The organism is Aeromonas ichthyocola, from assembly GCF_046087985.1.
Lineage (GTDB): Bacteria > Pseudomonadota > Gammaproteobacteria > Enterobacterales > Aeromonadaceae > Aeromonas > Aeromonas rivipollensis.
Map to the genome: position 1 here is coordinate 1 of NZ_JBJSWH010000012.1, position 26,942 is coordinate 26,942.

Genomic DNA, 26,942 nt, shown 5'->3' on the forward strand with positions numbered 1-26,942 from the left:
GGACAGCGACGTCTACCTGGACGCCGACAGCCTGAGCGCCACCATCACCGGCGCCAGCGGCGGCAACTTCGAGAGCCTGGTGATCGGCACTGCCAGCGCCACGGCGCAGATCGCCGACACCACGGACACCACCACGGTGACCCTCGATGATGCAATCGCTGGTGGTACTCCAGGTACTGCCACCATTACTGCTCATGTGAATCATGCTGTGACTGGCAGCGATCTGGTCATCACCCTATCCAACAGCGCCACTATCACTATCGCAGTGGGGGCCTCGAGTGGTGTTTCCAGCTCGTTTGCTGCGCTTACCGATAATGCCGTTAGCGTCAGTAGTACCACCGGCGGCAACTATGAGTTGCTGGTCACCAGCGACAGTGCGTTGGTCGCGGTCAACGACGCTCCAGTGTTGACACTCCCAGCCCAAGCACCCACTGCTGCCAATGTTCGTGACGAGTTCGGTTCCGCGAACTACGGCAATAACGACGGCACTGCGAGTTGGAGCGGCAACTGGGTCGAGAGCGGCGATGACGGAAACGCCAACAGTGGCGAAATTCAGATCACTGGCGGACTCCTGGACTTTGATGGTGACATCGATAACGGTGAGACACTTACTCGTGCCGCCGACCTGACAGGTGCGTCGTCGGCCACGCTGACCTTCAGTTATTCAGAAGGGATGGACAGCGGCGAAAATGTTGTTGTTGAGGCTTGGAACGGAAGTGCATGGGACGTGCTTGGCACAATTTCAGGTGTGATGGCAGACGGCGCCGGCAGCTTTACACAGGCACTGAGCGCCTCGCAGATCGGTGCGCACTCACAAATCCGTTTCCGGACTGAAGGTGATTGGGATACCACAGGTACTGATGATTTCTTCAGAGTCGATGACGTCAATATCGCATTCAGTACACCGAATCCGACCTACATCGAGGGCAGCGCCGCCGTCGTGCTCAATCCCAGTGCCGAGGTCAGCGACGGCGAGCTTGATGCTGCCAACAACTACGCGGGGGCGACGCTCACGCTGGCGCGCAACGGCGGTGCGAACGCGGAGGATGTATTCAGCGGTAGCGGCCTGCTTTCGCTAAGTGGCGGCAACGTGGTATACAGCGGCACCACTGTCGGTACCTACACGCAAGTGAGCGGCACACTCGTCATCACCTTCAATGGCAACGCCACCAGTGCGCGCGCCGACAGCGTGCTGCAGAACATTGCCTATGTGAACAGCAGTGATGCGCCACCGGCCACGGCGACAATCAATTACTCGTTCAGCGATGGCAATGCGGGGGGGCAGGGCATCGGTGGGGCGCTACTATCCAGTGGCAGCGTTACGGTTAATGTCGCTGCGGTAAATGATGCTCCGGCAGGCGTTGCGGACAAGGTGATCATCAACGGGCCGTCGGATGTAGGTGTCACCTTGCAAGACGCGTGGCTGGTTGCCAACGACAGCGATCCTGAAGGTGCCGCGCTAAATGTCGCAACGGCCACAGATGGTACAAGCATGGATGTCACATCCACTGCGGGCACCACAGTCGTATTCACTTCCGGTCTTGGCAGCGGTGGGAGCGGTTCCTTCACTTATACCACCAGTGATGGTTCGCTACAGTCAGGTGCTACAACGGTTACCGTCACACGCAGCAGCAACAATGCCGTGCTTACCGGCACCGGTGGGGACGATATTTTGATCGAAACCCGTGGTGACGACGGGGTGGCCCTGAACGGTGGCGCGGGCCGTGATTTCATCATCGGCGGATCCGGGACGAATACAATCGCAGCTGATCAAAGCGATTTCCTGATCGATGGTGGCGGTGACACTGACACCCTGCAGGTCGCAGCCAACTTCACCAGCAGCAGCGATGCGCAGATCGTCAATGTCGAGAGTGTGACGATCACGGTCGCCGGGGGCGCGACGCTGGACCTCAGCAACCAGAGCGAAGGTTTCGTCATCACCGGCTCGGCCGGCGCCGACAACCTCACGGGAGGCGCTGGCAACGATGCCCTTACCGGCGGTGGAGGCATGGATACATTCAACGTTGCTGCCGGCAGCGACAGCATCAGCGATCTTGGCAATGGCGGAGCCGATGTCCTGAGCGTGTCGTCGGGAGCCACTGCGACCGCGACGGCGGCGGCTGCCTTCACGGCCAGTGCCTCGACCAGCAACGCCGGTACGGCCTCGATCAATGCCAGCGGCTTCAATGTCAGTGTTGCCAGTGCATCGGGTCCGAATGGTTGGAGTCTGAGCAACAGCAGCAGCACGGCCGTTACCCTGACGGGCTCCGTGAATAGCGATCAGGTCACCTCCAGCAGTGCAGGCGACACCATCAATGTGGGGCTGGGCAGCGACTCGGTCACCATCAACGCGGGAACCACAGCGCGTAGCTGGACGGTGAATCTGGGGAGCGACTCTGTTGCCGACAAGATGGTCTTCAACCATGCGTCGATATCCAATAGCCACAACACAGTAGCCACTGTTTCCAACTTCAATGTGGCCCATGACCAAGTTGCAGTGGTAGTCAGTGGTACCAATATTGCTAATGGATCATTCCAGACCATTACAGCGGAGAATCCTGTCATTGCAGCGGGTACCGAGGTTATCGAAATAGCGATTAACAACGCGGCACGGGTTACCGCAACACTTACTGGCGATGGAAGCAGCGGAACTATCGCAACTATCATCGCGGCAGCAACCGCTAACTTCCCCGCAACCGGGAACTACACATTTATCATTTATTCGGATCTCACCGGCACCGCCAATGCCGGCATCTATACGGTGAACATTCTCGACAACACAGCTCCCAACGCGGATACCAGCGATATGGTTGTTGAGCACATCATGACGCTCAATGGTGTCGGGTTTGGCAACTTAGGGGCGGGAAACTTCACGAACGATGCCAGCGCCGCTGCACCTGCCGGTATTGCTGGGGAGCCTATTAATCTTGCCCTGACCGACCTGGCCGACTACATCGGCACTGTCACCGTAACGGTTGCCGGCATGCCAGTGGGCTGGAGCTTAAGTGAGGGTAGCGATAACGGCGATGGCACCTGGACGGTAGTCACCGACGACCCGAGTCGCTTGACTGTGACCACAGCAACCGACTTCAGCGGCGCAATAGTGCTACCGGTGGCGATGACGTGGATCAACGTCGACGGCTCAACGGGTAGCATGCTGGTACGAGACAACGTGGAGGCCTACGCCCCCGGCTCGCCGATCTTTGCGTTGTCCCAGGATGACAACCTCAGCGGCTCGTCCGGTGCCGATACCTTTGTGTTCGCCCAGCCCATAGCCCACAACCAGGTCTATGGCTTCGATGTGGCGGCCGACCGGCTGGATCTGATCGGATTCGGCGCAGGCCTGGACTTCGCCAGCCTGCAGATCGCAGGCGATGGTCAGGGTAATGCCGTCATCACCCTGGGCCCGGACTCCAGCATCACCTTGCGCGGGGTGGATGCCGGGGCGCTGGGGGCGGCGAACTTCGTGTTCGACCTGGCCCCCGAGATGAGCAACAGCGGCACCATGATACTGCACGATGGCGCCATGCTGCCGCTGGGGGGCTTCCTCGACAACAGCGGCAGCCTGGTGCTCGACTCACAGGGACGGGACACCCGCCTGGAGGTGCTGGTCGAGCACCTCACTCTGCGCGGCGGTGGTCAGGTGGTGCTGTCCGACAGCCCGACCAACCTGATCGTCGGCAGCACGCCGCAATCACGCCTGGTGAACGAGAACAACACCATCTCGGGCGCCGGCCAGCTGGGTGGCGGGCAGCTGATGCTGGCGAATGCGGGCCTTATCCTGGCCAACGGCCTGCATGCCCTGCTGCTGGATAGCGGCAACAACGTCATCGAAAACAGCGGTACCCTGGCAGCGACGGGGGCGGGGGGCATGACGGTGACCAGCGCGCTGGATAACAGCGGACACCTGTGGGCCAACGGTGGCGATCTGCGCCTGCTCGGGGATGTGACGGGCGGCGGCAGTGCCACCATCGACGGCGATGCGACCCTCGCCTTCGGCGGGGCGGCCCGGCTTGGCAGCGTGGCCTTCCACGGTGACGGGGCGGGCACCCTGGCGGTCGAGGCGGATGATGCCATGTCGCTTGGCACCATCCTCGGCCTGGAGCAGAAGGACGGACTGCTGCTGAGCGATCTGATCTTTGGCGCCGACACCCGGCTCAGCTACAGCGCCAGTGCCGATGGCACCAGCGGCTTGCTGACGGTGAGCGACGGTACCCAGAGTGCCGCACTCCGCCTGCTTGGCCACTACTCGGAGGGGGACTTCCTGCTGGCCGGGGAGGCGGATGGCAGCGTCAAGGTCGGCTATGGTGGCGCCGCCAGCGGTACCCTGATCGGCACCATGGAGGACGACGATCTGCAGGGAGGGGCTGGCAACGATATCCTGGTGGGCAGGGCAGGGAGCGACCTGTTGCACGGCAGCGGTGGCGCCGACACGTTCGCCTGGCTGCAGGGGGACCTCGAGGCTGGCAAGGTGACCTTGGACTATGTGGCTGACTTCAATCAGGGGGAGGGCGACAGGCTGGACTTGAGTGATCTGCTGGATCAGGATGGCAGCCAGACGATGGACTCTCTGAAGAGCCTGCTCTCCATGGTGCAGGAGACGGACGGGATCCATCTGCAGGTGCAGGACACCACCACCCATCAGGTGGCGCAGGATATAGTGCTGATGAATCACACCTTCGGCTCCCTGACGGGGGATGAAAGCAGCACGGCCTCCCAGGTGATCGACTACATGCTGAGCAACCACAGGCTTGATATCGATAACACGTAAGCAGGAAGAGACGGGTAGGGAAGCGGCGGGTCATTCCGCCGCTTTTTTATCTCCCCCATTGCCCGGCGATAAAAGGGGGGGGCGACGTGCTCGCCAGGGAGGTGGAACACCGGGAGTGCCAAGGCCCGGGCTACACCTCAATAGACCCGACCATAGCAACTGGCCAGGTTTCGAAGTCTTGCCGAGCGCCCTGCCCCCTCAACCATCGATCCGGCAAGGGAGGGGTCAGTCAGCCAACAGGGGATCACCCGCCCACCAGCTTGACTTGAAAGCCGGCTTTCTCCAGCTCGGCCTTGATAAGGTCCCGTTTGTCCCCCTGGATCTCGATGATCCCCTCCTTGAGACCGCCGCCGGTACCGCACTTCTTCTTGAGCAGGGTGGCGATGGTTTTCTGCTGGTCGGCCGGCACGCCGTGGATGGTGATGACACCGGCGCCCTTGCGTCCCTTGGTCTCGCGGCGGATGCGCACGACCCCGTCGGCGGGGAAGGGGGAGGCGCTCTGGGTGGGGGCGGATTCCTTGATCATGCCGCCGTCCGTGCTGTAGACCAGGCGGCTGTTGTTGTCGTGACTCATGGCAATACTTTGTCGGTTAGCTAAGCGGAGTTTGATTTTACGCAAATAAATGTTGAGGGCACAGCTTATAATCCTCCCACTAAAAGCGAATTATTCTTGTTTAACTTCAGGAGCCCGTCATGGTACTCACAGAGTTGTCGCCGGGGCAGCGTGCTCGCATCAAGAACATGAACCATCTTGGCCGTACCTTGCGACGCAAGCTGATGGTGATGGGGCTCTTGCCCCAGACCGAGATCCTCTATCTGCGGGCGGCTCCCCTGGGGGACCCGCTCCAGATCCAGTGCCAGGGCATCTGCCTCTCCATGCAAAAGAGCCTGGCCCAGCAGATCGAGGTCGAGCCGGTATGAATTCGTCGGGTTCAGCAGACAATAGAGGTAGCACGGCTATGAATTACGCATTGGTAACGGTCGGCAACCCCAACAGCGGCAAGACGTCGCTGTTCAACGCCCTGACCGGTGCCCGCCAGCAGGTGGGCAACTGGAGCGGGGTCACCGTCGACAAGAAGATGGGCGAGTTTTCCGCCAAGGGGCAGGATTACACCCTGGTGGACCTGCCCGGTATCTACTCCCTGGCCAATCAGGAGGCGAGCCTGGACGAGCAGATCGCCAGCCGCTTCGTGCAGGGCCAGCAGCCGGATTTGCTGCTCAACGTCATCGACGCCGCCAACCTGGAGCGCTCCCTCTATCTCACCCTGCAACTGCGGGAGCTGGGCCTGCCCATGGTGGTGGTGCTCAACAAGATGGATCTGCTGCAAAAGCGCCGCATCACCATAGACGAGGGGCTGCTCGGTCAGGCGCTCGGTTGCCCAGTGGTGTCGCTCTCGGCCCACAATCGCCAGCAGGTGGCGGCCTTCAAGGAACAGATCCACCAGTTCATCGGCCAGCCCCAGCCCGCCCTGGTGCTCGATTACGGTCAGCCGCTGGAAGCCGACATCGCCGAGCTTGAGACCCTGCTCGCCCCCCACCACCTCAGTGACCGCGGCCGTGCCCTGCGTCTGCTGGAGGAGGACGTTGTCATGCAGGAGACCCTGGCGGCGGGTCAGCAGGCGGCGGCCGACAACGTGGTGAGCCGCGCCCATCACGCCCAGGACATAGATCTGCAACTGGCTGACTTGCGCTACGGCCACATCCACCACTGGTGCCAGCAGGCGTGCCGCCATCAGGACAAGCTCACCGTCGCCCAGAGCGAGCGGCTGGACAGGATGCTGCTCAACCGCTGGGTGGGCATCCCCTTCTTCCTGCTGGTGATGTACCTGATGTTCATGTTCGCCATCAAGGTGGGCAGCGCCTTCATCGACTTCTTCGATATCCTGGGGGGCGCCCTGTTCGTGGACGGGGTGCATCACCTGCTGGGGCTGGTGTCGGCACCCGACTGGCTGGGGGCCGTGCTGGCGGACGGCGTGGGCGCCGGTCTGCAGACGGTGGCGACCTTCATCCCCGTGGTGGGCTGCCTCTTCCTGTTCCTCGCCGTGCTGGAGAGCTCGGGCTACCTGGCCCGCGCCGCCTTCGTGGTGGATGCCCTGATGCGCCGCCTCGGCCTGCCCGGCAAGGCCTTCGTCCCCATGCTGATGGGCTTTGGCTGCACAGTGCCTGCGGTGATGGCGACCCGCACTTTGGGGTCGGAGCGCGAGAGGCTGATGACCTCGGCCATGGCGCCCTTTATGTCGTGCGGCGCCCGGCTGCCTGTCTATGCCCTCTTTGCGGTGGCCTTCTTCCCCGAATCGGGCCAGAACCTGGTGTTCGGCCTCTACCTGCTCGGCATACTGGTGGCCGTGCTCACCGGGCTCTTTCTGCGCAGCACCCTGCTGCCGGGCAAGAGCGATTCCATGGTGATGGAGATGCCGGACTACGAGTGGCCCCGTCCGGTGGACGTGGGGCTGCGCACCTGGCAAAAACTCAAGGCCTTCATCTTCGGCGCGGGCAAGACCATAGTGCTGATGGTGGCCGTGCTGAGCGTGCTCAATTCGCTGGGCACCGACGGCAGCTTCGGCAACCAGGATCAGGAAAACTCTGTGCTGAGCAAGATCAGCCAGTCGGTGACCCCAGTGCTGCACCCCATCGGGATCCGGGAAGAGAACTGGCAAGCCACGGTCGGCATCCTCACCGGCATCTTCGCCAAGGAGGCGGTAGTGGCCACCCTCAACAGCCTCTACGCCGGCAGCGCCGGTGACGAGGAGGAGAGTGAATACTCCCTGCTCGGGAGCCTGAAGGAGGCGCTGGCCACCATTCCCGCCAACCTGGCGGACATAGATCCCGCCGATCCCATGGGGCTCAAGGTCGGGGAGCTGGCAGATCAGCAGGCGGCCGCCGAGGCCCAGGAGGTGGACACCTCCACCTATGGCAACATGCAGACCCACTTCGACGGGGCGGCCGGTGCCTTCGCCTACCTGCTGTTCGTGCTGCTCTACATGCCCTGTGCCGCCGCCATGGGCGCCCTGGTACGGGAGACAGGCCGCCAGTGGGCCCTGTTCACCGCCGCCTGGTGCAACTACATGGCCTTCATGTGCGCCACCCTCTTCTACCAGCTGGCGACCTTTGCCGCTCACCCCGAGCAGAGCCTGCTCTGGACCCTGAGCTACGGGCTCTCCCTGGCGCTGCTGTGGTGGTTCGGTCGTCGCCACGGGGATATAGTCGCCCGCAAGGTGGTGACCCTGTGACGGCGCAAAAGAGGGAATGGACCCATCGAGGGGAGGTCACGCCATGATATTGCGAGAGCTGGGTGATTATCTGGCGGCGCAGCAGAGGGTGAGCCGGCGGGATCTGGCCCGCCACTTCCACACCTCGGAGGATGCGGTGGAGGCCATGCTCGGTGTCTGGATGCGCAAGGGCCGCGTCACCAAGCGGGAGACCCGGGTGTGCGGCGGCAGTTGCTGCGGCAAGAGCGAGGAGGTGATGTTCGAGTGGTGCGAACCAGGCCGGATCGGCCTGGTACAGCGGCGCTGAACGCGCTGCCGCCTGAGAGCGTCATCTGACAACAAGAGACCCGCCATTGGCGGGTCTCTTGCTTTGCGTCTGTTGCCGATAGGCGGGGCGGGCAGATGTGGCCATCACAGCCTGGCCAGCATCTCCTGGGTGACCAGCACTATGCCCTGCTCGGAGCGGTAGAAGCGGCGGGCATCCTCGCAGGCGTTTTCCCCCACCACCAGCCCTTCCGGCAACCGGCAGCCCTTGTCGATCACCACCCGGCGCAACCGGCATCCGGCCCCTATCTCGACCCCGGGGAAGATCACCGCCTGATCCAGGGTGCAGAAGGAGTCGACCCGCACGTTGTTGAACAGCACGGAGCTCACGATGAAGGAGCCGCTGACTATGGTGCCGCCGGCGAACAGGGAGTTGATGGTCATGCCGTGCTGGCCGTTCTGATCCTGCACGAACTTGGCGGGGGCCGTCATCTTCTGGCTGGTCCAGATGGGCCAGTCCTGATCGTAGATGTCGAGCTCGGGCGTCACAGAGGCGAGATCCATGTTCGCCTCCCAGAAGGAGTCCACAGTGCCCACATCGCGCCAGTAGGGGCGCTTTTGCGGGCAGCAGCCGACGCAGGAGAGGCTGAACGGATGGGCATAGGCGGTGCCCTCCTTGACCACCCGCGGGATCACGTCCATGCCAAAGTCGTGGTGGGACTGCTCGTTGGCAAGATCCTCTTCCAGCAGCTGATAGAGGTAGTCGGCGTCGAAGATGTAGACCCCCATGGAGGCCAGCGCTGTGTCGGGTTTGCCCGGCATGGCGGGCGGGTCGGCGGGCTTCTCGACGAAGGCGTTGATCTTGCGGCTCTCATCCACCGCCATCACGCCAAAGGCGCTGGCCTCCTGGCGCGGCACCTCTATGCAGGCCACCGTCACCCGGCTGCCCAGGTTGACGTGATCGAGCAGCATGGCGGCGTAATCCATCTTGTAGATGTGATCCCCCGCCAGCACCACCACATATTTGGGGCCGTGCTCGCGAATGATGTCCATGTTCTGGTAGACCGCATCGGCGGTACCGCGATACCAGCTGACCTCGTCAATGCGCTGCTGGGCCGGCAGCAGCTCGATGAATTCGTTCATCTGGTAGCGCAGGAAGGACCAGCCCGACTGCAGGTGACGCAGCAGACTGTGGGACTTGTACTGGGTGACCACGCCGATCCGGCGGATCCCGGAGTTGATGCAATTGGAGAGAACGAAGTCGATGATGCGGAACTTGCCACCAAAATGAACGGCCGGTTTTGCCCTGCTGTCCGTCAGCTGCTGGAGCCGACTGCCTCGCCCCCCGGCTAACACCAACGCCATGGTCTCGTTCAATAACTGCCTGGACCTTGCTGTGTTGGCTGGTTGTAACAACATTGAATACCCCTTTATTGATATACCTCCTCAATGGTGCCTCTTTTGAGGCCCGTTTGAAAGGGCTTTCAATCAGCAGGGGATTCAAATTGATTTTTTTGTCATTTATGTGAGCGAGCGCCATTGCCAATCAGGAAGATGGCTCGGTTTGTGGTCGCATGATGGGCAGAGGGCAGAGGGCAGAGGGCAGAGGGCAGAGGGCAGAGCGAAGGGGGGGCTGCCGCGCTCTTATCGAACACCCGGCCGCGAGGGCGGCCGGGTGCTGAGCGGGGGAGGGGGCGTCTGACTAGAAGAGATCGTTGTTATCATCCTTGGTGGGTTCCAGGCTCCAGCCGCTGGCCGCCGCACTGTTGCCTATCTGCCCCTTCTCCCTCCACAGCTTGATCTTGAGGCGCAGGTTGTTCTGGGAATCTGCGTTCTTGACCGCCTCTTCTTCGTCTATCACCCCCTCCACCACCAGATCGAACAGGGTGCTGTCGAAGGTGACCATGCCGAGCGCCCTGGATTTCTCCATGATCTCCTTGAGGCCGCCAAACTCGCCGCGTTTGATGAGATCGCGAATGGTGTGGGTGCCGAGCATGACCTCCACCGCCGCCCGGCGGCCGCCGTCTGTGGTCTTCACCAGCCGCTGGGAGACGAAGGCCTTGAGGTTGTTGCCAAGATCGTTGAGCAGCTGGGGCCTGCGCTCCTCGGGGAAGAAGTTGATGATGCGGTCCAGCGCCTGGTTGGCGTTGTTGGCGTGCAGGGTGGAGATGGCCAGATGCCCGGTCTCGGAGAAGGCCAGCGCATGCTCCATGGTCTCCCGGTCGCGAATTTCACCGATGAGGATGACGTCCGGCGCCTGGCGCAGGGTGTTCTTCAGGGCCGCGTGGAAGCTGCGGGTATCCACCCCCACCTCCCGCTGGTTGATGATGCTCTTGCGGTGGCGATGGACGAACTCCACCGGATCCTCGATGGTGATGATGTGGCCGCCGCTGTTGCGGTTGCGATGGTCGATGAGGGCCGCGAGCGAGGTGGACTTGCCCGAGCCGGTGCCGCCGACGAAGAGCACCAGGCCGCGCTTCTCCATGATGGTGTCGAGCAGCACCGGGGGAAGCTTCAAGTCCTCGAAGCGGGGGATCTCTGTCTTGATGTTGCGCGCCACCAGGGAGACCTCGTTGCGCTGCTTGAAGATGTTGACCCGAAAGCGGCCGATCTGGGGCAGGGAGATGGCGAGGTTCATCTCCAGCTCCTTCTCGAACTGCTGCTTCTGCTCCGAGTCCATGAGCTCGGCGGCTATCCTGGCCACCTCGCCAGGCTCGAGCGGCACCTCGTTCAGAGGGCGCAGGGCGCCGTTGAACTTGGCGCAGGGAGGGGCTCCGGTTGAGAGATAAAGGTCCGAGCCATCCTGCTGGGCCAGGATCTGTAGCATGTCTCGCAATTCCATTGTTTTGCCTCGTCGATCAAGGAGATGCCATAAGCGGGATGATATTGAGTGTACAGCCTCAGGCGCCGGTCAGTTTCTCGCGAAAGACAAAAAAGACCGCACCGAGAATGCAGAGCCCTGCCCAGAGGTAATCCCACTTCAGATCTTCTTTGAGATAGAAGATAGAGAAGGGGACGAATACGGTGAGGGTGATCACCTCTTGCAGGATTTTCAGCTGGCCTACGCTCAGCACGGTGTGGCCGATGCGGTTGGCGGGCACTTGTAACAGATATTCGAACAGGGCGATACCCCAGCTCACCAGCGCGGCAATGATCCAGGGTTTATGGTTCATGCTCTTGAGGTGAGCGTACCAGGCGAAGGTCATAAAGACGTTGCTGCACAGCAGCAGACCGATGCTGGCGAAAATCGGGTTCATAGGTTCTCCTTGAAAATCCGGCGCATTTTATCCCTGAACCACGGGTTTTCATACGTGGTGCGGGAGGGTATTTTTAACCCACAGGATCAAGACAACGTGCGAGGTATGCGACGGGATGGGCAAGTTACAAGCGGGATAGTGTTGTTACTGTTATTTGCCATGCCGGTGCGTGCGACGCCGACGCTGACGGTGGCCACCGATGTCTGGCCGCCATTTCGCATGCTGCAAGCGGATGGCCGGTTGCAGGGGCTGGATATGGACATCCTGCGCCGGTTGCAACAGGTGAGCGGCATTGCTGCAGGTGCGGCGGATGCCGTGGGGCAGGGCGCTCAAGCAGATGCAGACCGGTCAGGTCGACTTGATGATTGGGCTGGCCTATACCGCCGGAGCGGGCGCCTTCATCGATTATCTGCAACCTGCCTACTACCAGTGCTGGCCCGCGTTTTATGGCAAGCGGCGGCGGTGGCCGGATCCACCAATACCGCGATCTGCAGGGGGTGAAGGTGGGCTATGTGCTCAACTCCGCCTACTTTGAGCCCTTCGACAGTGACGGCCAGCTCGACAAGCACGGGGTACCCACCGAAGATCAGCTGCTGCGCATGGTGCAGCGCGGCCACCTGCCGCTGATGATCGGCACCGACTGTCAGGTGGACTATGCCCTGAGTCAGGAAATGCCAGCCGGATAGGCAAGGCGGACTATCGCCCCGCCACGCCGGTGACCCTCTATCTGGGGATGAGCAAGCACTCACCTCACCAGTCGCTGCGCCAGCCCTTGCTGGTGGCGCTGCAAAATCTGGTGGCCAGCGGCGAGATAAGCGTGATGGCCAAGCGTTACCAGCCTTGACCTTGGGTGGCAAGCCACTGTTATCATGCCCTTTTCCTGCTTCCCCCCGGCGCTGCGACAGGGCCTGGGGATGGAGCCTAGTTATTGTCGGGGATCATCCTTGTACCTCTCCCTTATCGCCCGCCAGCAGCGCTGGCAGCGGCGCTGGCTCTGTGGCCTGACGCTGCTGACCCTGCTGCTGTTTCTCTTCTCCCTCGTCTGGGGCGAGTTTGTGCTGCTGCCCTGGCAGCCCCTTGGCGATCTCGAACAGCGCATCCTGCTGGAGCTGCGGCTGCCGCGCGCCCTGCTTGCCCTGCTGGCGGGGGCGGCGCTCGCCTGTGGCGGGGCCGTGCTGCAGGTGATGCTGCACAACCCTGTGGCCGAACCCGGCCTGCTCGGCGTCTCGAGCGGGGCTGGCCTTGCCGCCATGGTGGCGATGGCGGTGGCCAAGTCCCTCGGCGTCTACCTGCCGGGCTGGGGGTTGTCGCTCGCGGCCTTTGGTGGCGCCCTGGTGGTGACCATGCTGCTCATCCACCTGGCGCGCCGGGCCAGGCTCGGCCATACCCGGCTGCTGCTGTTCGGGGTGGCTATCGGCATCCTCACCAATGCGGCCATGACCTGGCTGATGTACTTTGCCGACGACGGCTCCCTGCGGGAATTCATGTTCTGGATGATGGGCAGCCTCTCCTATGGCAGCCAGCAGCTCGCCTGGTGGTGGCTGGTGCTGCCGCTGACCCTCGGCTGGCTCTGCTGGCAGGGCAGGGCGCTGCAACAGCTGCTGCTGGGGGAGACCCAGGCTCGGCTGATGGGGATGAACGTGGACAGGATGCGGGTGCGGCTGGTGCTGGCGGTCTGCCTGCTCACCGGGGTCGCGGTGTCCCTGTGCGGTGTCATCGGCTTCGTCGGCCTGGTGGTGCCTCACCTGCTGCGGCTGTGCGGCGGCAGCGATCAGCGCTTCCTGCTGCCCGCTTCGGCGCTGGGGGGCGGAGCCCTGCTGCTGGGCGCCGATCTGGTGGCGCGCTCGGCCCTTAGTGCCGGTGAGCTGCCCATTGGCGTCATCACCGCCTCGGTCGGGGCGCCGCTCTTTATCTATCTGCTATTGAGGCAAGATGCCCATCGGGGCGCGCAGCACCCGTTGTTGAGGCAAGATGCCCGCTGATCCCATGCCTGTTGCTCGTGCTGCTGCGCCCCGTTGCTGGAGGCGCGCGCCCTCGCCATTGCCAACCGGCTCTCTCCCCTCGATATCCGCTGGCATGGCGGCCAGCTGGTGGCGCTGCTCGGCCCCAATGGCAGCGGCAAGTCGACCCTGCTCGGCGCGCTGGCGGGGATTTTGCCCGCCGAGGGCACAGTGCTGCTCGGGGGGGAAGTGCTGGCTGACCTGAGCTGGCCGGAGCTTGCCAAACGGCGCGCCATGCTGCCCCAGCGCCAGCCCCAGCTGTTTCATATTCCGGTGTTTCAGGTACTGAGCCTGGGGCTCGATGAGGGTTGCGCCCGCCAGACAGAACGAGGCGATCAGGCGCTGTGCGAGGCGCTGGAGCTGGAGGCTTGCTGGCGCCCGGGACTTCAGCCGATTGTCGGGGGGCGAGCAGCAGCGGGTGCTGATTGCCCGCACCCTGCTGCAGGTGTGGCCGAGCCTCAATCCGACCGGCAAGGTGCTGCTGCTGGACGAGCCGCTGGCGGGGCTCGACCTGCATCATCAGCTGGCGCTGCTGCGGCTGCTGAAAAGCAGCTGGCCGGGCAGGGGTTGCTGGTGGTGCTCGCCATCCACGATATCAATCTGGCCATCGACTGGGCCGACCGCATTCTCTGCCTGCAAGGGGGCGGGTGGTGAGCGAGGGGGGCGTCGATGTCATCGACGAAGCCTTGCTGGAGCGGGTGTTCCAGATAAGGACGGATCGCATCGAGGCGGCCGGCCGCACCTGGTTTATGCCGAGCCTGTGAGAAACAAACAAGACCCTGGCGTCAGCCGAGGGCCTTTTTGAAGAAAACGACCCGCTCCGTTTCGGCAAAGCCGAGTCGCTGGTGCAGCTGCTGTGAGGCGAGGTTGTCGATGGCGGCATCGGAGGCCAGTTCGCGACAACCCAGCTCGCGGCCCCACTGCGCCACCCGGGCAATCAACGCCTGGGCCAACCCGCGCCGGCGTGAAGCCGGCTGCACATAGATCCCTTCCAGATAGACCACCGGGCTGCTCTCGCAGCCGTTCACGTAATCGTGGCGCAGGGCCGCATCGGCAAAGGCCACCGCCTGGCTCTGCTCATCCAGCACCAGAAAGGTGCTGAGATGGGCATTGGCCAGCAGTTCGGCACCGTCCTGCAGATGGGCTGAGAGTGCATGGTGCGGCCACAGCTGCTGGCGCAGGGTTGCCCACTGCGCCAGCAGCGTCTCGTCGAGGGGCACTATCCGCCAGTCGGCGTTCGTCATCAGCACTCAGGCCTGCCGCTTGGCAAGCCGCACCTGGGCCGCTTCGGCCAGCATGGCCAGCAGGGTCTCGGTGTCTTCCCACGACAGGCAGGCATCCGTGATGCTCTGACCAAAGGTGACGGCGCAGCCGTTCTCCACGTCCTGACGCCCTTCCACCAGGAAGCTCTCGGCCATGATGCCGGCGATGCCGGTGCGGCCGCGGCGCAGCTGATCGCAGATATCCTGCGCCACCAGCAGTTGGCGACGGTGATCCTTCATGCTGTTGCCGTGGCTGAAATCCACCACCAGGCGCTCGGGCAGGCCCACGTCGGCCAGTGCCTCACAGGCCTCATCTATGCTGGCGGTGTCGTAGTTGGGCCTGTGGCCGCCACGGAGGATCACGTGGCCATAGGGGTTGCCGGCGGTGCGGTAGATGGTCATCTTGCCGTCCTTGTCCGGGGAATAGAAGATGTGGCTGTGGCGGGCGGCGCGCACCGCATCGATGGCGATGCGGGTGTTGCCGTCTGTGCCGTTTTTGAAGCCCACCGGGCAGGAGAGGGCGGAGGCCATCTCGCGGTGCACCTGGGATTCTGTGGTGCGCGCCCCTATGGCGCCCCAGGTGATGAGGTCGCTGATGTACTGGCCGGTCACCATGTCGAGGAATTCGGTGGCGGTGGGCATGCCCATCTCGTTGATGTCCACCAGCAGCTGGCGGGCCAGCTTCAGCCCTTCATTCACGTCGAAACTGCCGTCGAGGCGCGGATCATTGATAAGCCCCTTCCAGCCGACTATGGTGCGCGGCTTCTCGAAGTAGGTGCGCATCACTATGCACAGGCTCTCCTTGTATTGCTCGCGCAGGGTGTTGAGGCGCTGGGCGTATTCGCGGGCGGCGGCCGGATCGTGGATGGAGCAGGGGCCGACGATGACCAGCAGGCGCTGATCCTCACCGGCCAGAATGGCTTCTACATCGTGGCGGGCATCCAGCAGATTCTGGGCGACGGTGTCGTTTAACGGGAAGGCGTGCGCCAGCTCGCTCGGAGTGATCAGGGACTCCAGGCGACGGGTGCGCAATTCATCGGTGTGAATGGACATACGACTCTATTCTCGAGTGAATAAGGGGGGCGGGATGCCAAAATGCAAGGGGATAAAATAAAGCAAAACTCCCCCGATGGAAACCTTGGGAGGCTCTGATAGGATGTGAGCCTAAAAGCCATTTCAAATGAGGTAGTTATCGTGGCAAAGCCAGGCGCGACCGGGGTCACCCGCATCATCAACGCAACCGGTTACAGCATGAAGGGTCTCAAATCGGCCTGGATTAACGAGGCGGCCTTCCGTCAGGAGCTGGTGCTTGTCTTGGCTCTGATGCCGCTGGCCGGCTGGCTCGGCGACTCCCTCAACGAGATCCTGCTGCTCATCTGCATCAGCTGGCTGGTGGTGATCGTCGAGGTGCTCAACTCCGCCATAGAGGCGGTGGTGGATCGCATCGGCTCAGAGCATCACGAGCTGTCGGGGCGCGCCAAGGATCTCGGCTCCGCCGCCGTCTTTATCGCCCTTGCCCTCAATGCCCTGGTGTGGGGCGCCTTGATTGGCCGCAATCTGCTGGGGTGGTGGTAGCTTGCGAGAGCAAGCTTCCTCCTGACATAAAAAAGCCCGTCATCGAGACGGGCTTTTTGTTGGCCGAGCAACCGGCTCAGGGTATCAGTGCAGGATCCGGGCACGTATGGTGCCGTTGATCTCCTTGAGACGGGAGAGCGCCTTCTCGCTGTGCTCGGTCTCCACGTCGATCACCACATAGCCGATCTCGCTGCTGGTTTGCAGGTACTGACCGGCGATGTTGATCCCCTCGTCGGCGAAGATCTGGTTGATCTGGTTCATCACGCCCGGCTGGTTGCGGTGGATGTGCAGCAGACGGCTGGAGCCCTTGTGGCCCGGCAGTGAGACTTCCGGGAAGTTGACGGCGGACAGGGTGGAGCCGTTGTCTGAGTATTTGACCAGCTTGTTGGCCACTTCCAGACCTATGTTCTCCTGGGCTTCCTGGGTGGAACCGCCGATATGGGGGGTCAGGATGACGTTGTCCAGGCCGCGCAGCGGGGTCAGGAACTCCTCGTCGTTGGACTTGGGCTCGCTCGGGAAGACGTCGATGGCGGCGCCGGAGAGGTGACCGCTCTTGATGACGTCGGCCAGGGCATCTATGTCCACTACGGTACCGCGGGAGGCGTTGATGAAGATGGCGCCCGGTTTCATCATGCGCAGCTGCTCGGCGCCGATGAGATCCTTGGTGGAGGCGGTCTCCGGCACGTGCAGGCTGATGACGTCAGACATGTTGAGCAGCTCCACCAGGTTCGGCACCTGGATGGCGTTGCCCAGCGACAGCTTGTTCTCGATGTCGTAGTAGTAGACCTTCATGCCGATCATCTCGGCGATGATGCCAAGCTGGGTGCCGATGTGGCCGTAGCCTATGATGCCGAGCTTCTTGCCGCGGGCTTCCACCGAGCGGTTGGCCAGCTTCTCCCAGACGCCGCGATGGCACTTGGCGTTCTTCTCGGGGATGCCGCGCAGCAGCAGCAGTATCTCCCCCAGCACCAGTTCGGCCACGGAGCGGGTGTTGGAGAAGGGGGCGTTGAAGACGGGAATGCCGCGCACGTGGGCGGCATCCAGAGAGACCTGGTTGGTGCCGATGCAGAAGCAGCCGATGGCGACCAGCTTGCCGGCGGCATCCAGCACCTTCTCGGTGATCTGGGTGCGTGAACGCAGGCCCACGAAATGCACGTCACGAATGCGCTCGATCAGCTCCTCTTCCGACAGTGAGGTCTTCAGATACTCAACATTGGTGTATCCGGCTGCCCGAAAGGTCTCTACCGTGTTGGGATGCACTCCCTCCAGCAGCAGTACTTTGATCTTATCCTTGTCCAGCGAAAACTTGGCTGTCATGACGTTCCCTCTATTGTTTGAAAATGCGTTCAGGCTTGCGGTGTGAAGAAAACCGTAAAGTAGCAAAAACGTTTGGGAGAGGGAATATTTGTGACGAAAGTCAAATTCTTTGAAGTTATCAACGTTTTTTGCAGCCTGCCTGGTGCAACCCATTGAGCCATAAATAGAAACGGCGCCATCAGGCGCCGTTGTCCATTCAGGCTGTGATTATTGGGTCACAACCCCATCCGGAGTACCGATCAGTACCACGTCGGCGCCGCGGTGGGCGAACAGGCCGTTGGTGACCACGCCGACGATGGCGTTGAGCTGCACTTCCAGCCCTTTGGCGTCTGTGATGGCCATGCCCTTGACGTCCAGAATGATGTTGCCGTTGTCGGTCACCACCCCCTCACGCCACACCGGGTTGCCACCAAGCGCGCGGATCTCGCGGGCCACGTATTCGCGGGCCATGGGGATCACTTCGACCGGCAGCGGGAACTGGCCCAGCACCTCGACTGTCTTGGTGTTGTCGATGATGCAGATGAACTGGTCGGCCACGGCGGCGACTATCTTCTCGCGGGTCAGGGCGGCGCCACCGCCCTTGATCATGTCGCGGGTCCCGTTGATCTCGTCGGCACCATCCACGTAGACGGAGAGGGCATCGATGTCGTTGAGATCAAACACCGGGATGCCGAAACCCTTGAGGCGCTCGGTGGAGGCGATGGAGCTCGATACCGCGCCCTTGATCTCGTCCTTCATGGTCGCCAGTGCGTCGATGAAGTGATTGACGGTAGAGCCGGTGCCCACCCCGACTATGGTGCCGGGTACCACGTATTTGAGCGCAGCCCAACCGGCCGCCTTCTTCATTTCATCTTGAGTCATGATGGATCCTTATGGAAAAAGCGGGCGCATTATATCCAAGCATCCTGCCCAGAGCGACCATGGCGGTCACGTTCCGGGGCAAAAAGCAAGATGTAAATCGTTTGCCTGTTTATTCTGCGCTGTGGCGCGCACAAAGCCGGGGCAGCAGGGCAAAGCACTGCTAGGAGAAGCGCCAGCAACGGGCGGGGGTGATGATCTGGGGCAGCGGCACGTCCCACTGCGCCTGGGGTACGGACTCCACCTGCTGGCAGTCGTGGGCGAGCCCCAGCGGTCTTGGGCCGAGCTGGTGTTCGTGCCAGCAGGCCAGGGTGCGATCGTAATAGCCTCCCCCCATGCCGAGCCGGTTGCCCTCGGCATCGAAGGCCACCAGCGGGGTGCAGATAAGATCCAGCATGCTGTGGGGCAGCACCTGCTGCACATCGAGCTCGGGCTCGGCGATGCCATAGCGGTTGCGGGTCATGGGGCTGGTGGCGGTGTAGCGCAAGAAGAGCAGGTGACCCGGGGTGAAGGGGTGCAGCACCGGCAGGTAGACCTCCTTGCGCTGGCTCCAGAGCCAGTGAATGGCGGGCAGGGGATCGAGCTCGCCGTCATTGGCCAGATAGAGGGCAATGCGTTTGGCGGCGAGGATCTCGGGGTGCTGCTTGAACTGGGCCAGCAGCTGTTGGGCTGCCTGCTGCTGCTCGGCCTGGACTCAGATTTTTGCTGCGTTGACGAATGAGCTGGCGCAGGGATTGACGTTCATGGGTTGGGTTGGGTATGCATGGGGAACCTCTGATGATAGCTGCGGATGGCTTGACGCTCTAGCACATTCACTCTGGACGTTACAGGGGGAAGAGACAGGGGCTGCGGTGCAGCCCCTGTTGATGTGTCGGCATGCCAGCGTCTGATGTTATTGCTTGCGGCTTTGCGCATCTGGTGCTTCACGAACACTGCGATGAGAGCGGCCAGGGCCAGGGCCATGGGGTAGAAGCTCATGCTCACCACGGCCAGGGGGGAGAGGGCGAAGATGGAGCCCAGCAGCAGCGCCTGGGCGCCCCAAGGGATCAAGCCCTGCACCACGCAGGAGAAGATATCCAGCATGGAGGCGGCGCGGCGGGGGGTGACACCGTGATGCTCCGCCAGATCCCGGGCCACCTTGCTGGCGACTATGATGGCCACCGTATTGTTGGCGGTGCAGAGGTTGGTCAGCCCTACCACGCCGGCGATGCCGAGCTCGGCCGCCTTCTCGTTCTGCTCGCCGTCATGATGACGGGTGAAGCGCGCGATGAGGGCGGCGATGCGGGCGCTGATCCAGGCCAGCCCACCCTGGCGCTCCATCAGGGCGCCGAGGCCGCCGATCAGCATGGAGAGCAGGAAGATCTCCTGCATGCTGGTGAAGCCCTGGTAGATGTCCTTGCTGAACTGGCCGAGGGGATAGCCTCCGATCATGCCTACGCCACCGGCGGCCAGTATGCCAAGGCCGAGCACCACGAAGACGTTCATGCCACCGAGTGCCAGCACCAGGATCAGCAGATAGGGCATCACCTTGAGCAGGTCCGCGCTGGCGTTGGCGGCAGGGGCCTCACCGGTGGAGGCCCAGCAGCAGGTAGAGCAGGATCACCAGCACGGCGGCGGGGGCGGCAATCTTGACGTTCTCGCGGAACTTGTCCTTCATCTCGCAGCCCTGGCTGCGGGTCGCCGCTATGGTGGTGTCCGAGATGATGGAGAGGTTATCGCCGAACATGGCGCCGGAGAGAATGGTGCCCGCCATCAGCACGGGATCTATGCCGGTGGCCTGGGCGACGCCGAGGGCCACGGGGGCCACGGCCCCTATGGTGCCCATTGAGGTGCCCATGGCGGTGGCAATGAAGGCGGAGATGAGGAAGAGCCCCGGCAGCAGGAACCAGCCCGGGATGAGCGACAGGCCGAGGGCGACGGTGGCATCCACCCCGCCGGTGGCCTTGGCCACGGTGGCGAAGGCGCCCGCCAGCAGATAGATGAGGCACATGGCCATGATGTTGCTGTCACCCACCCCCTTGAAGAAGGTCTCAAGGTTCTTGTTGAAGCCCTCTTTGCCCAGCATCAGCGCCAGCATGACGGCGGGCAGGGCGGCCACGGGGGCGGGTAACTGGTAGAAGGCGAACTCGACCCCCTGCAGGGTCAGCCAGGTGCCGGTACCGATGAAGAGAGCAAGAAAGACCAGAAGGGGCAGCAGGGCTCTGGCACTGGGTTGGGTCTGGATCATGTGTTCCTCGAAACTTGAACAATGACCTCCTGTCGCAGCCTGTGTTGGCCCGAGTATGCTCGGACACAGGGTAGGCATCCTGCCGCTATGGGGGGCTTACAGTAGTGAGTCGGGGGCACCTGGTCAAGATAGACGTCCAGATGGATAAGACTTTTTCTCTTGCGATTCTGATGTGCTGATTAAATCCGTCAATTATTCGGATTTAATAACTATTTGTTGTTGATATGGCGGCTCTGTGCGAGCGGCCACGGAAGGCTTTTCAAAGCCGGCGCGGGCTGGTAAAACGGTCTCTTTCCATAATAAAGAGATGAGAGGGTGGAGATGGACAATCCGATCCGTGTGGCCGTGATGGGCTGTAATGGTCGTATGGGCAAGGTGCTGCTGGAGGCCATCACCAACGCCGAGGGCATAGTGGTGGGTGCGGCGCTGGAGCGACCCGGCTCTGCCGTGATAGGCCTGGATGCGGGTGAACTCAATGGCCTGGGCCGACTTGGGGTCATCATCAGCGACAGCCTGGACAAGGTGCGAGATGAGTTTGATCTCATCATCGACTTCACCCGTCCCGAGGTGACCCTGGCCAACCTGGCCTTCGCCCTGGCCCATGGCAAGCAGATGGTGATAGGCACCACCGGCTTTGATGAGGCAGGCAAGGCCGCGCTGCACGAGGCGGGCAAGCAGATCGGCATCGTCTTCGCGTCCAACTACTCGATCGGCGTCAACCTGGTGTTCAAGCTGCTGGAGCAGGCCGCCAAGGTGATGGGGGATTACACCGACATCGAGATCATCGAGGGGCACCACAGGCACAAGGTGGATGCACCGTCCGGCACCGCGCTCTCCATGGGGGAAGTGGTGGCCAAGACCCTCGGACGTGACTTGAAAGAGTGCGCCGTCTATGGCCGCGAGGGGATCACCGGCGAGCGGGATCGCAACACCATCGGCTTTGCCACCATTCGCGCCGGGGATCTGGTGGGGGAGCACACCGTCATGTTTGCCGACATCGGCGAGCGGGTGGAGATAAGCCACAAGGCCTCGAGCCGTCTGACCTTTGCCAATGGCGCCGTGCGGGCGGGCAAGTGGCTCGGCCAGCAGGGGGCGGGTCTCTACGACATGCAGGACGTGCTCGATCTCAAATAGTACACAGCGGGAGCCCGAGCAGGGCTCTCCTCTCTACGTTCAGGTTGTCAAACCCCGGCTCGCCGGGGTTTTGTTTATGGTTTTTGTAAAAACAAGCGTTAAGCACCGCTTTTGTGGTGAACCTGCCTAAATCTCCCCCTTCCCATTTCTTCGCCACACTCCTGCGACAAAAATGTCATCAGAGGGTAACGGGATTGGGTCTCAACCTCCCCTGTAGTCCGCTTTTTTCACATCCATCGAAACAGACTAAAAATGCAATCAAAGAAAAACGTTTTCTATTTTTCTCGGTCAGTTTTCTATCGCCAAACGGCGCTTTTTGGCTTTCGTTGTTTGTTTTTTAAATTCATATTCATCTGTTTATTAACGATAAAATATCGATTTTTGTCTGTTGGGTGGCATGGGTGGGTGCTTTTGTTTCGGGTTTTGGCTTTTCTTTTGGGGGAGGGGGTTGCAAAGCGCACTAGTGCATAGATAATGGGTAATGTTGCTTGTTTATTGAATTTAGATGCATTTTAAACGAGAAAAGACGTTGAAATGCGATCGTTTTTAAGTAGAATGCGCCCAATTTGCCAGAAATCTGCCGGGTTTGAGCCCTGTTTCAAACAGCGTCCGGACCCGCAACACCCAGGTAAATTGCTGAATTTAAAGCTAAATAACTGGAGGTTGTCTTGAATCACACTGCATTGCTAGTGCTGGAAGATGGAACTGTGTTCAAAGGCGTGTCGATAGGCGCCGAGGGATGTTCCGTTGGTGAAGTGGTTTTCAATACGTCGATGACGGGCTATCAGGAAATCCTCACCGATCCCTCTTATTCCCGTCAGATAGTCACCCTCACTTACCCCCATATAGGCAACACCGGCACCAACAGCGAAGATGAAGAGTCCAGTCAAATCCACGCGCAGGGATTGATCATCCGGGACCTTCCGATACTTGCCTCCAATTTCCGCAATCAGCAATCCCTCTCCGATTACCTCAAGTCTCACAACATCGTTGGCATCGCCGACATCGACACCCGCAAACTGACCCGCATCCTGCGCGAAAAAGGTGCCCAGGCCGGTTGCATCCTGGCCGGCAAGCAGCTCGATGAAGCCCACGCCCTGAGCCAGGCCCGCGCCTTCCCCGGCCTCAAGGGGATGGATCTGGCCAAGGAAGTGACTGTGTCTGACGCCTACGCCTGGACCGAAGGCAGCTGGCAGCTCGGCAAGGGGCACGTTACCCCGGCGGCCGACGAGCTCAAGTACCACGTGGTGGCCTACGACTTTGGCGTCAAGCGCAACATCTTGCGCATGCTGGTGGACCGCGGCTGCCGCCTGACAGTGGTACCGGCCAAGACCCCGGCCGCCGAGGTGCTGGCGATGAATCCCGATGGCATCTTCCTCTCCAACGGCCCCGGTGACCCCGAGCCGTGCGACTACGCCATCGAGGCCATCAAGACCTTCCTTGGGACCAACACCCCTGTGTTTGGCATCTGCCTGGGTCACCAGCTGCTGGGTCTGGCCTCCGGCGCCAAGACGGTCAAGATGAAGTTCGGCCACCACGGTGCCAACCACCCGGTGAAAAGCCTGGACGACAACACAGTGATGATCACCGCCCAGAACCACGGGTTTGCGGTGGACGAGAACAGCCTGCCGGAGTGCCTGCGTGCCACTCACGTCTCCCTGTTCGACGGCTCCCTGCAAGGCATACATCGCACCGATCGTCCGGCCTTCAGCTTCCAGGGTCACCCCGAAGCGAGCCCGGGCCCCCACGATTGTGCCGGTCTGTTCGACCACTTTATTGAATTGATTAAGCAGTATCGCGCCTAAGAGGATAAAGAGAGCCATGCCAAAACGTAACGACCTACAGAGCATCCTGATCCTCGGCGCCGGCCCCATCGTCATCGGTCAGGCCTGCGAATTCGACTACTCCGGCGCCCAGGCCTGCAAGGCCCTGCGCGAGGAGGGATACCGCGTCATCCTGGTGAACTCCAACCCGGCCACCATCATGACCGACCCCGAGATGGCGGACGCCACCTACATCGAGCCCATCACCTGGGAAGTGGTGCGCGAGATCATCAAGAAAGAGCGTCCGGATGCCGTGCTGCCCACCATGGGCGGCCAGACCGCGCTCAACTGTGCGCTGGATCTGGAGAAGCACGGCGTGCTGGCGGAGTTCGGTGTGGAGATGATTGGTGCCACCGCCGATGCCATCGACAAGGCGGAAGATCGTCGTCGCTTCGACATCGCCATGAAGAGCATTGGCCTGGAGTGCCCCCGTGCCGGCATCGCCCACAACATGGAAGAGGCGTGGAAGGTGCAGCAGATGGTCGGCTTCCCCTGCATCATCCGTCCCTCCTTCACCATGGGCGGCTCGGGTGGCGGCATCGCCTACAACACCGAAGAGTTCGTCGAGATCTGCGAGCGCGGCCTGGATCTCTCCCCGACCAAGGAGCTGCTCATCGATGAGTCCCTGATCGGCTGGAAAGAGTACGAGATGGAAGTGGTGCGGGATCGCAACGACAACTGCATCATCGTCTGCGCCATCGAAAACTTCGACCCCATGGGCATCCACACCGGTGACTCCATCACTGTCGCGCCAGCCCAGACGCTGACCGACAAGGAGTACCAGCTGATGCGCAACGCCTCCATGGCGGTGCTGCGCGAGATCGGTGTCGAGACCGGCGGTTCCAACGTCCAGTTCGGCATCAACCCGAAAGATGGCCGCATGGTCATCATCGAGATGAACCCGCGGGTCTCCCGCTCCTCCGCGCTGGCCTCCAAGGCGACCGGTTTCCCCATCGCCAAGATCGCCGCCAAGCTCGCCATAGGTTACACCCTGGACGAGCTGATGAACGACATCACCGGCGGTCGTACTCCGGCCTCTTTCGAGCCGGCGATTGACTACGTGGTCACCAAGATCCCGCGCTTCAACTTCGAGAAGTTTGCCGGTGCCAACGACCGTCTCACCACCCAGATGAAGTCAGTGGGCGAAGTGATGGCCATTGGCCGCAACTTCCAGGAGTCCCTGCACAAGGCGCTGCGCAGCCTCGAGACCGGCAAGACCGGCTTCGACCCCATGGTGGACCTCAATGCCCCCGACTCCCTGACCCGCATCCGCCACGAGCTGCAGGATGCCGGTTGTGACCGTATCTGGTACATAGCCGATGCGTTCCGCGCCGGCCTCTCCATGGACGGCATCTTCAAGCTGACCAAGATTGACCCCTGGTTCCTGGTGCAGATTGAAGAGCTGGTGAAGCTGGAAGAGCAGGTGAAAGAGCGCGGCATGGCCGGGCTCGATGCCTACTTCCTGCGCACCCTGAAGCGCAAGGGCTTCGCCGACGCACGTCTCGCCAAGATCCTCGGCGTGGCCGAGGGCGAGGTGCGCAAGGCCCGTGCCCGTCACAACATCTTCCCGGTCTACAAGCGGGTCGATACCTGCGCCGCCGAATTCGCCACCAACACCGCCTACATGTACTCCAGCTATGACGAGGAGTGCGAGGCGGCCCCAACCAATCGTGACAAGATCATGATCATCGGTGGCGGCCCGAACCGCATCGGTCAGGGCATCGAGTTTGACTACTGCTGCGTGCACGCGGCCCTGGCCCTGCGCGAAGACGGTTACGAGACCATCATGGTCAACTGCAACCCGGAAACCGTCTCCACCGATTACGACACCTCCGACCGTCTCTACTTCGAGCCGGTGACCCTGGAAGATGTGCTGGAAATCGTGCGGGTCGAGCAGCCCAAGGGCGTCATCGTCCAGTATGGCGGCCAGACCCCACTCAAGCTTGCCCGTGCCCTGGAAGCGAACGGCGTGCCTGTCATCGGCACCAGCCCGGATGCCATCGACCGCGCCGAAGACCGCGAGCGTTTCCAGTCCGCCGTCGAGCGCCTCGGCCTCAAGCAGCCGGAAAACGGCACCGTCACTGCCCTGGAGCAGGCGGTACAGGTAGCCGCCCGCATCACCTACCCGCTGGTGGTTCGCCCCTCCTACGTGCTGGGTGGTCGCGCCATGGAAATCGTCTATGACGAGCAGGATCTGCGCCGCTACTTCGCCGAAGCGGTGAGCGTCTCCAACGAGTCACCGGTACTGCTGGATCGCTTCCTGGACGACGCCACCGAGGTGGACGTGGACGCCATCTGCGACGGCGTGGACGTGGTCATCGGTGGCATCATGGAGCACATCGAGCAGGCCGGTATCCACTCCGGTGACTCCGCCTGCTCTCTGCCGCCCTACACCCTGTCCAAGGCCATCCAGGACGAGATGCGCGAGCAGGTACGGAAATTGGCGCTGGAGCTCGGCGTGGTGGGCTTGATGAACGTCCAGTTCGCGGTGAAAGACAACGAGATCTACCTCATCGAGGTGAACCCCCGTGCCGCCCGGACAGTGCCCTTCGTCTCCAAGGCGACCGGCGCGCCGCTGGCCAAGATTGCCGCCCGCGTCATGGCCGGTCAGAGCCTGCAGGATCAAGGTTTCACCACCGAGATCATCCCGCCCTACTACTCGGTCAAAGAGGTGGTGCTGCCCTTTGCCAAGTTCCCGGGTGTCGACCCGCTGCTGGGGCCGGAAATGCGCTCCACCGGCGAGGTGATGGGGGTGGGCAGCAGCTTCGCCGAGGCCTATGCCAAGGCGCAGCTGGGTGCTGGCCACCAGGTGCCGAGCGAAGGCCGCGCCCTGCTCTCGGTGCGCCACGGCGACAAGGAGCGGGTGGTGAACCTGGCCGCCAAGCTGCTGGAGCTGGGTTATGACCTCGACGCCACTCACGGCACCGCGGTGACCTTAGGTGAGGCGAGCATCAACCCCCGTCTGGTGAACAAGGTGCATGAAGGCCGTCCGCACATTCTGGATCGCATCAAGAATGGCGAGTACACCTACATAGTCAACACCGCCGAGGGCCGTCAGGCGATTCAGGATTCCAAGCAGCTGCGCCGCGGCGCCCTGCAGCACAAGGTGGCCTACACCACCACGCTGCACGCGGCCTTCGCCACCTGCATGGCCATCAGCGTCGATGCCACCGCCAACGTGAACTCGGTGCAAGAGCTGCACCACAAGGTCAAGCACCGCTAAGGTGCACGCAGTCAGGGCCGGC

17 protein-coding genes and 4 pseudogenes are annotated in these 26,942 nt (G+C 62.0%); 11 read left to right on the forward strand and 10 right to left on the reverse strand.

The genetic code is table 11. The features are described from left to right. Positions 1 to 43 precede the first annotated feature (43 nt). Entirely contained in the window at positions 44 to 4,771 is a 4,728-nt protein-coding gene (locus tag ACF2JD_RS22155) for a beta strand repeat-containing protein (protein ID WP_440988177.1), read from the forward strand. Between the two features lie 244 nt (positions 4,772 to 5,015). Here ACF2JD_RS22155 and ACF2JD_RS22160 read toward each other — a convergent pair whose 3' ends face one another. Next, the gene (locus ACF2JD_RS22160) at positions 5,016 to 5,345 is read right to left on the reverse strand and encodes a translation initiation factor (RefSeq protein WP_163149208.1); all 330 of its coding nucleotides are present in this window, start codon (positions 5,343 to 5,345) and stop codon (positions 5,016 to 5,018) included. Positions 5,346 to 5,464: 119 nt separating this feature from the next. On the opposite strand from ACF2JD_RS22160, the gene ACF2JD_RS22165 reads away from it, so the two are divergent. The 3 genes from ACF2JD_RS22165 to ACF2JD_RS22175 are packed head-to-tail and all read left to right on the forward strand — an operon-like array spanning position 5,465 to position 8,287. After that, positions 5,465 to 5,692, forward strand: coding sequence for a FeoA family protein (locus ACF2JD_RS22165; RefSeq protein ID WP_025327407.1), 228 nt, complete (start codon positions 5,465 to 5,467; stop codon positions 5,690 to 5,692). Positions 5,693 to 5,730: 38 nt separating this feature from the next. After that, on the forward strand, positions 5,731 to 8,001 hold the full coding sequence (gene feoB, locus ACF2JD_RS22170) for a Fe(2+) transporter permease subunit FeoB (RefSeq protein WP_440988160.1): 2,271 nt from the start codon (positions 5,731 to 5,733) through the stop codon (positions 7,999 to 8,001). 43 nt (positions 8,002 to 8,044) lie between these two features. Next, a complete protein-coding gene (locus ACF2JD_RS22175) occupies positions 8,045 to 8,287 on the forward strand; it encodes a FeoC-like transcriptional regulator (RefSeq protein ID WP_163149245.1) in 243 nt (80 codons plus the stop codon). Between the two features lie 104 nt (positions 8,288 to 8,391). On the opposite strand, the gene glgC is transcribed toward ACF2JD_RS22175, so the two are convergent. The 3 genes from glgC to ACF2JD_RS22190 all read right to left on the reverse strand — a co-directional run bounded on the left by glgC (position 8,392) and on the right by ACF2JD_RS22190 (position 11,501). Beyond that, positions 8,392 to 9,663 carry a glucose-1-phosphate adenylyltransferase gene (gene glgC / locus ACF2JD_RS22180; protein ID WP_111912664.1) on the reverse strand — a complete coding sequence of 424 codons (1,272 nt, stop codon included), beginning with the start codon at positions 9,661 to 9,663 and terminating at the stop codon, positions 8,392 to 8,394. A 283-nt stretch (positions 9,664 to 9,946) separates the two neighbouring features. Next, on the reverse strand, positions 9,947 to 11,086 hold the full coding sequence (gene tapW, locus ACF2JD_RS22185; RefSeq protein ID WP_440988161.1) for a type IVa pilus ATPase TapW: 1,140 nt from the start codon (positions 11,084 to 11,086) through the stop codon (positions 9,947 to 9,949). Between the two features lie 58 nt (positions 11,087 to 11,144). Beyond that, on the reverse strand, positions 11,145 to 11,501 hold the full coding sequence (locus ACF2JD_RS22190; protein ID WP_033137992.1) for a DMT family protein: 357 nt from the start codon (positions 11,499 to 11,501) through the stop codon (positions 11,145 to 11,147). Between the two features lie 105 nt (positions 11,502 to 11,606). Between ACF2JD_RS22190 and ACF2JD_RS22195 the strand changes: the two are divergent. The 3 genes and pseudogenes from ACF2JD_RS22195 (at position 11,607) to ACF2JD_RS22205 (ending at position 14,265) form a co-directional block, all read left to right on the forward strand. Next, positions 11,607 to 12,345, forward strand: a pseudogene (locus ACF2JD_RS22195) (substrate-binding periplasmic protein). A gap of 100 nt (positions 12,346 to 12,445) precedes the next feature. Further along, a complete protein-coding gene (btuC, locus tag ACF2JD_RS22200) occupies positions 12,446 to 13,483 on the forward strand; it encodes a vitamin B12 ABC transporter permease BtuC (protein ID WP_440988162.1) in 1,038 nt (345 codons plus the stop codon). Between the two features lie 33 nt (positions 13,484 to 13,516). After that, positions 13,517 to 14,265: pseudogene (locus ACF2JD_RS22205) on the forward strand (ATP-binding cassette domain-containing protein). A 21-nt stretch (positions 14,266 to 14,286) separates the two neighbouring features. On the opposite strand, the gene aac(6') reads toward ACF2JD_RS22205, so the two are convergent. After that, positions 14,287 to 14,745 (reverse strand): aminoglycoside 6'-N-acetyltransferase, encoded by a 459-nt coding sequence (gene aac(6'), locus ACF2JD_RS22210; RefSeq protein ID WP_440988163.1) that lies wholly within the window; start codon positions 14,743 to 14,745, stop codon positions 14,287 to 14,289. A gap of 6 nt (positions 14,746 to 14,751) precedes the next feature. Next, positions 14,752 to 15,816: a 3-deoxy-7-phosphoheptulonate synthase gene (locus ACF2JD_RS22215; protein WP_408779300.1), complete on the reverse strand. Its 1,065-nt coding sequence runs from the start codon at positions 15,814 to 15,816 to the stop codon at positions 14,752 to 14,754. 141 nt (positions 15,817 to 15,957) lie between these two features. Between ACF2JD_RS22215 and ACF2JD_RS22220 the strand changes: the two genes are divergently transcribed. Continuing rightward, positions 15,958 to 16,338, forward strand: coding sequence for a diacylglycerol kinase (locus ACF2JD_RS22220; protein ID WP_106886448.1), 381 nt, complete (start codon positions 15,958 to 15,960; stop codon positions 16,336 to 16,338). Positions 16,339 to 16,422: 84 nt separating this feature from the next. On the opposite strand, the gene serA is transcribed toward ACF2JD_RS22220, so the two are convergent. The 4 genes and pseudogenes from serA to ACF2JD_RS22240 all read right to left on the reverse strand — a co-directional run. Beyond that, positions 16,423 to 17,655: a phosphoglycerate dehydrogenase gene (gene serA / locus ACF2JD_RS22225; protein ID WP_025327397.1), complete on the reverse strand. Its 1,233-nt coding sequence runs from the start codon at positions 17,653 to 17,655 to the stop codon at positions 16,423 to 16,425. Positions 17,656 to 17,862: 207 nt separating this feature from the next. Next, positions 17,863 to 18,516 carry a ribose-5-phosphate isomerase RpiA gene (gene rpiA / locus ACF2JD_RS22230; protein WP_163153787.1) on the reverse strand — a complete coding sequence of 218 codons (654 nt, stop codon included), beginning with the start codon at positions 18,514 to 18,516 and terminating at the stop codon, positions 17,863 to 17,865. Positions 18,517 to 18,676: 160 nt separating this feature from the next. Further along, a pseudogene (locus ACF2JD_RS22235) lies at positions 18,677 to 19,274 on the reverse strand (5-formyltetrahydrofolate cyclo-ligase). A 139-nt stretch (positions 19,275 to 19,413) separates the two neighbouring features. Further along, positions 19,414 to 20,740 (reverse strand): annotated as a pseudogene (locus ACF2JD_RS22240) (Na+/H+ antiporter NhaC family protein); the annotation flags it as partial. A 321-nt stretch (positions 20,741 to 21,061) separates the two neighbouring features. Here ACF2JD_RS22240 and dapB point away from each other — a divergent pair. The 3 genes from dapB (at position 21,062) to carB (ending at position 26,920) form a co-directional block, all read left to right on the forward strand. Next, positions 21,062 to 21,874, forward strand: coding sequence for a 4-hydroxy-tetrahydrodipicolinate reductase (gene dapB, locus ACF2JD_RS22245; protein WP_440988164.1), 813 nt, complete (start codon positions 21,062 to 21,064; stop codon positions 21,872 to 21,874). Positions 21,875 to 22,542: 668 nt separating this feature from the next. After that, positions 22,543 to 23,679: a glutamine-hydrolyzing carbamoyl-phosphate synthase small subunit gene (gene carA, locus ACF2JD_RS22250; RefSeq protein WP_106886451.1), complete on the forward strand. Its 1,137-nt coding sequence runs from the start codon at positions 22,543 to 22,545 to the stop codon at positions 23,677 to 23,679. Positions 23,680 to 23,695: 16 nt separating this feature from the next. Then, a complete protein-coding gene (gene carB, locus ACF2JD_RS22255) occupies positions 23,696 to 26,920 on the forward strand; it encodes a carbamoyl-phosphate synthase large subunit (protein ID WP_440988165.1) in 3,225 nt (1,074 codons plus the stop codon). The last annotated feature ends 22 nt before the right edge of the window (positions 26,921 to 26,942 follow it).

Coding starts and splice junctions, on each gene's coding strand:
- ACF2JD_RS22160 (WP_163149208.1), bottom strand. CDS start 5,345: ATGAGTCACGACAACAACAGCCGCCTGGTCTACAGCACGGACGGCGGC.
- ACF2JD_RS22165 (WP_025327407.1), top strand. CDS start 5,465: ATGGTACTCACAGAGTTGTCGCCGGGGCAGCGTGCTCGCATCAAGAAC.
- feoB (WP_440988160.1), top strand. CDS start 5,731: ATGAATTACGCATTGGTAACGGTCGGCAACCCCAACAGCGGCAAGACG.
- ACF2JD_RS22175 (WP_163149245.1), top strand. CDS start 8,045: ATGATATTGCGAGAGCTGGGTGATTATCTGGCGGCGCAGCAGAGGGTG.
- glgC (WP_111912664.1), bottom strand. CDS start 9,663: ATGTTGTTACAACCAGCCAACACAGCAAGGTCCAGGCAGTTATTGAAC.
- tapW (WP_440988161.1), bottom strand. CDS start 11,086: ATGGAATTGCGAGACATGCTACAGATCCTGGCCCAGCAGGATGGCTCG.
- ACF2JD_RS22190 (WP_033137992.1), bottom strand. CDS start 11,501: ATGAACCCGATTTTCGCCAGCATCGGTCTGCTGCTGTGCAGCAACGTC.
- ACF2JD_RS22215 (WP_408779300.1), bottom strand. CDS start 15,816: ATGTCCATTCACACCGATGAATTGCGCACCCGTCGCCTGGAGTCCCTG.
- serA (WP_025327397.1), bottom strand. CDS start 17,655: ATGACAGCCAAGTTTTCGCTGGACAAGGATAAGATCAAAGTACTGCTG.
- rpiA (WP_163153787.1), bottom strand. CDS start 18,516: ATGACTCAAGATGAAATGAAGAAGGCGGCCGGTTGGGCTGCGCTCAAA.
- dapB (WP_440988164.1), top strand. CDS start 21,062: ATGGACAATCCGATCCGTGTGGCCGTGATGGGCTGTAATGGTCGTATG.
- carB (WP_440988165.1), top strand. CDS start 23,696: ATGCCAAAACGTAACGACCTACAGAGCATCCTGATCCTCGGCGCCGGC.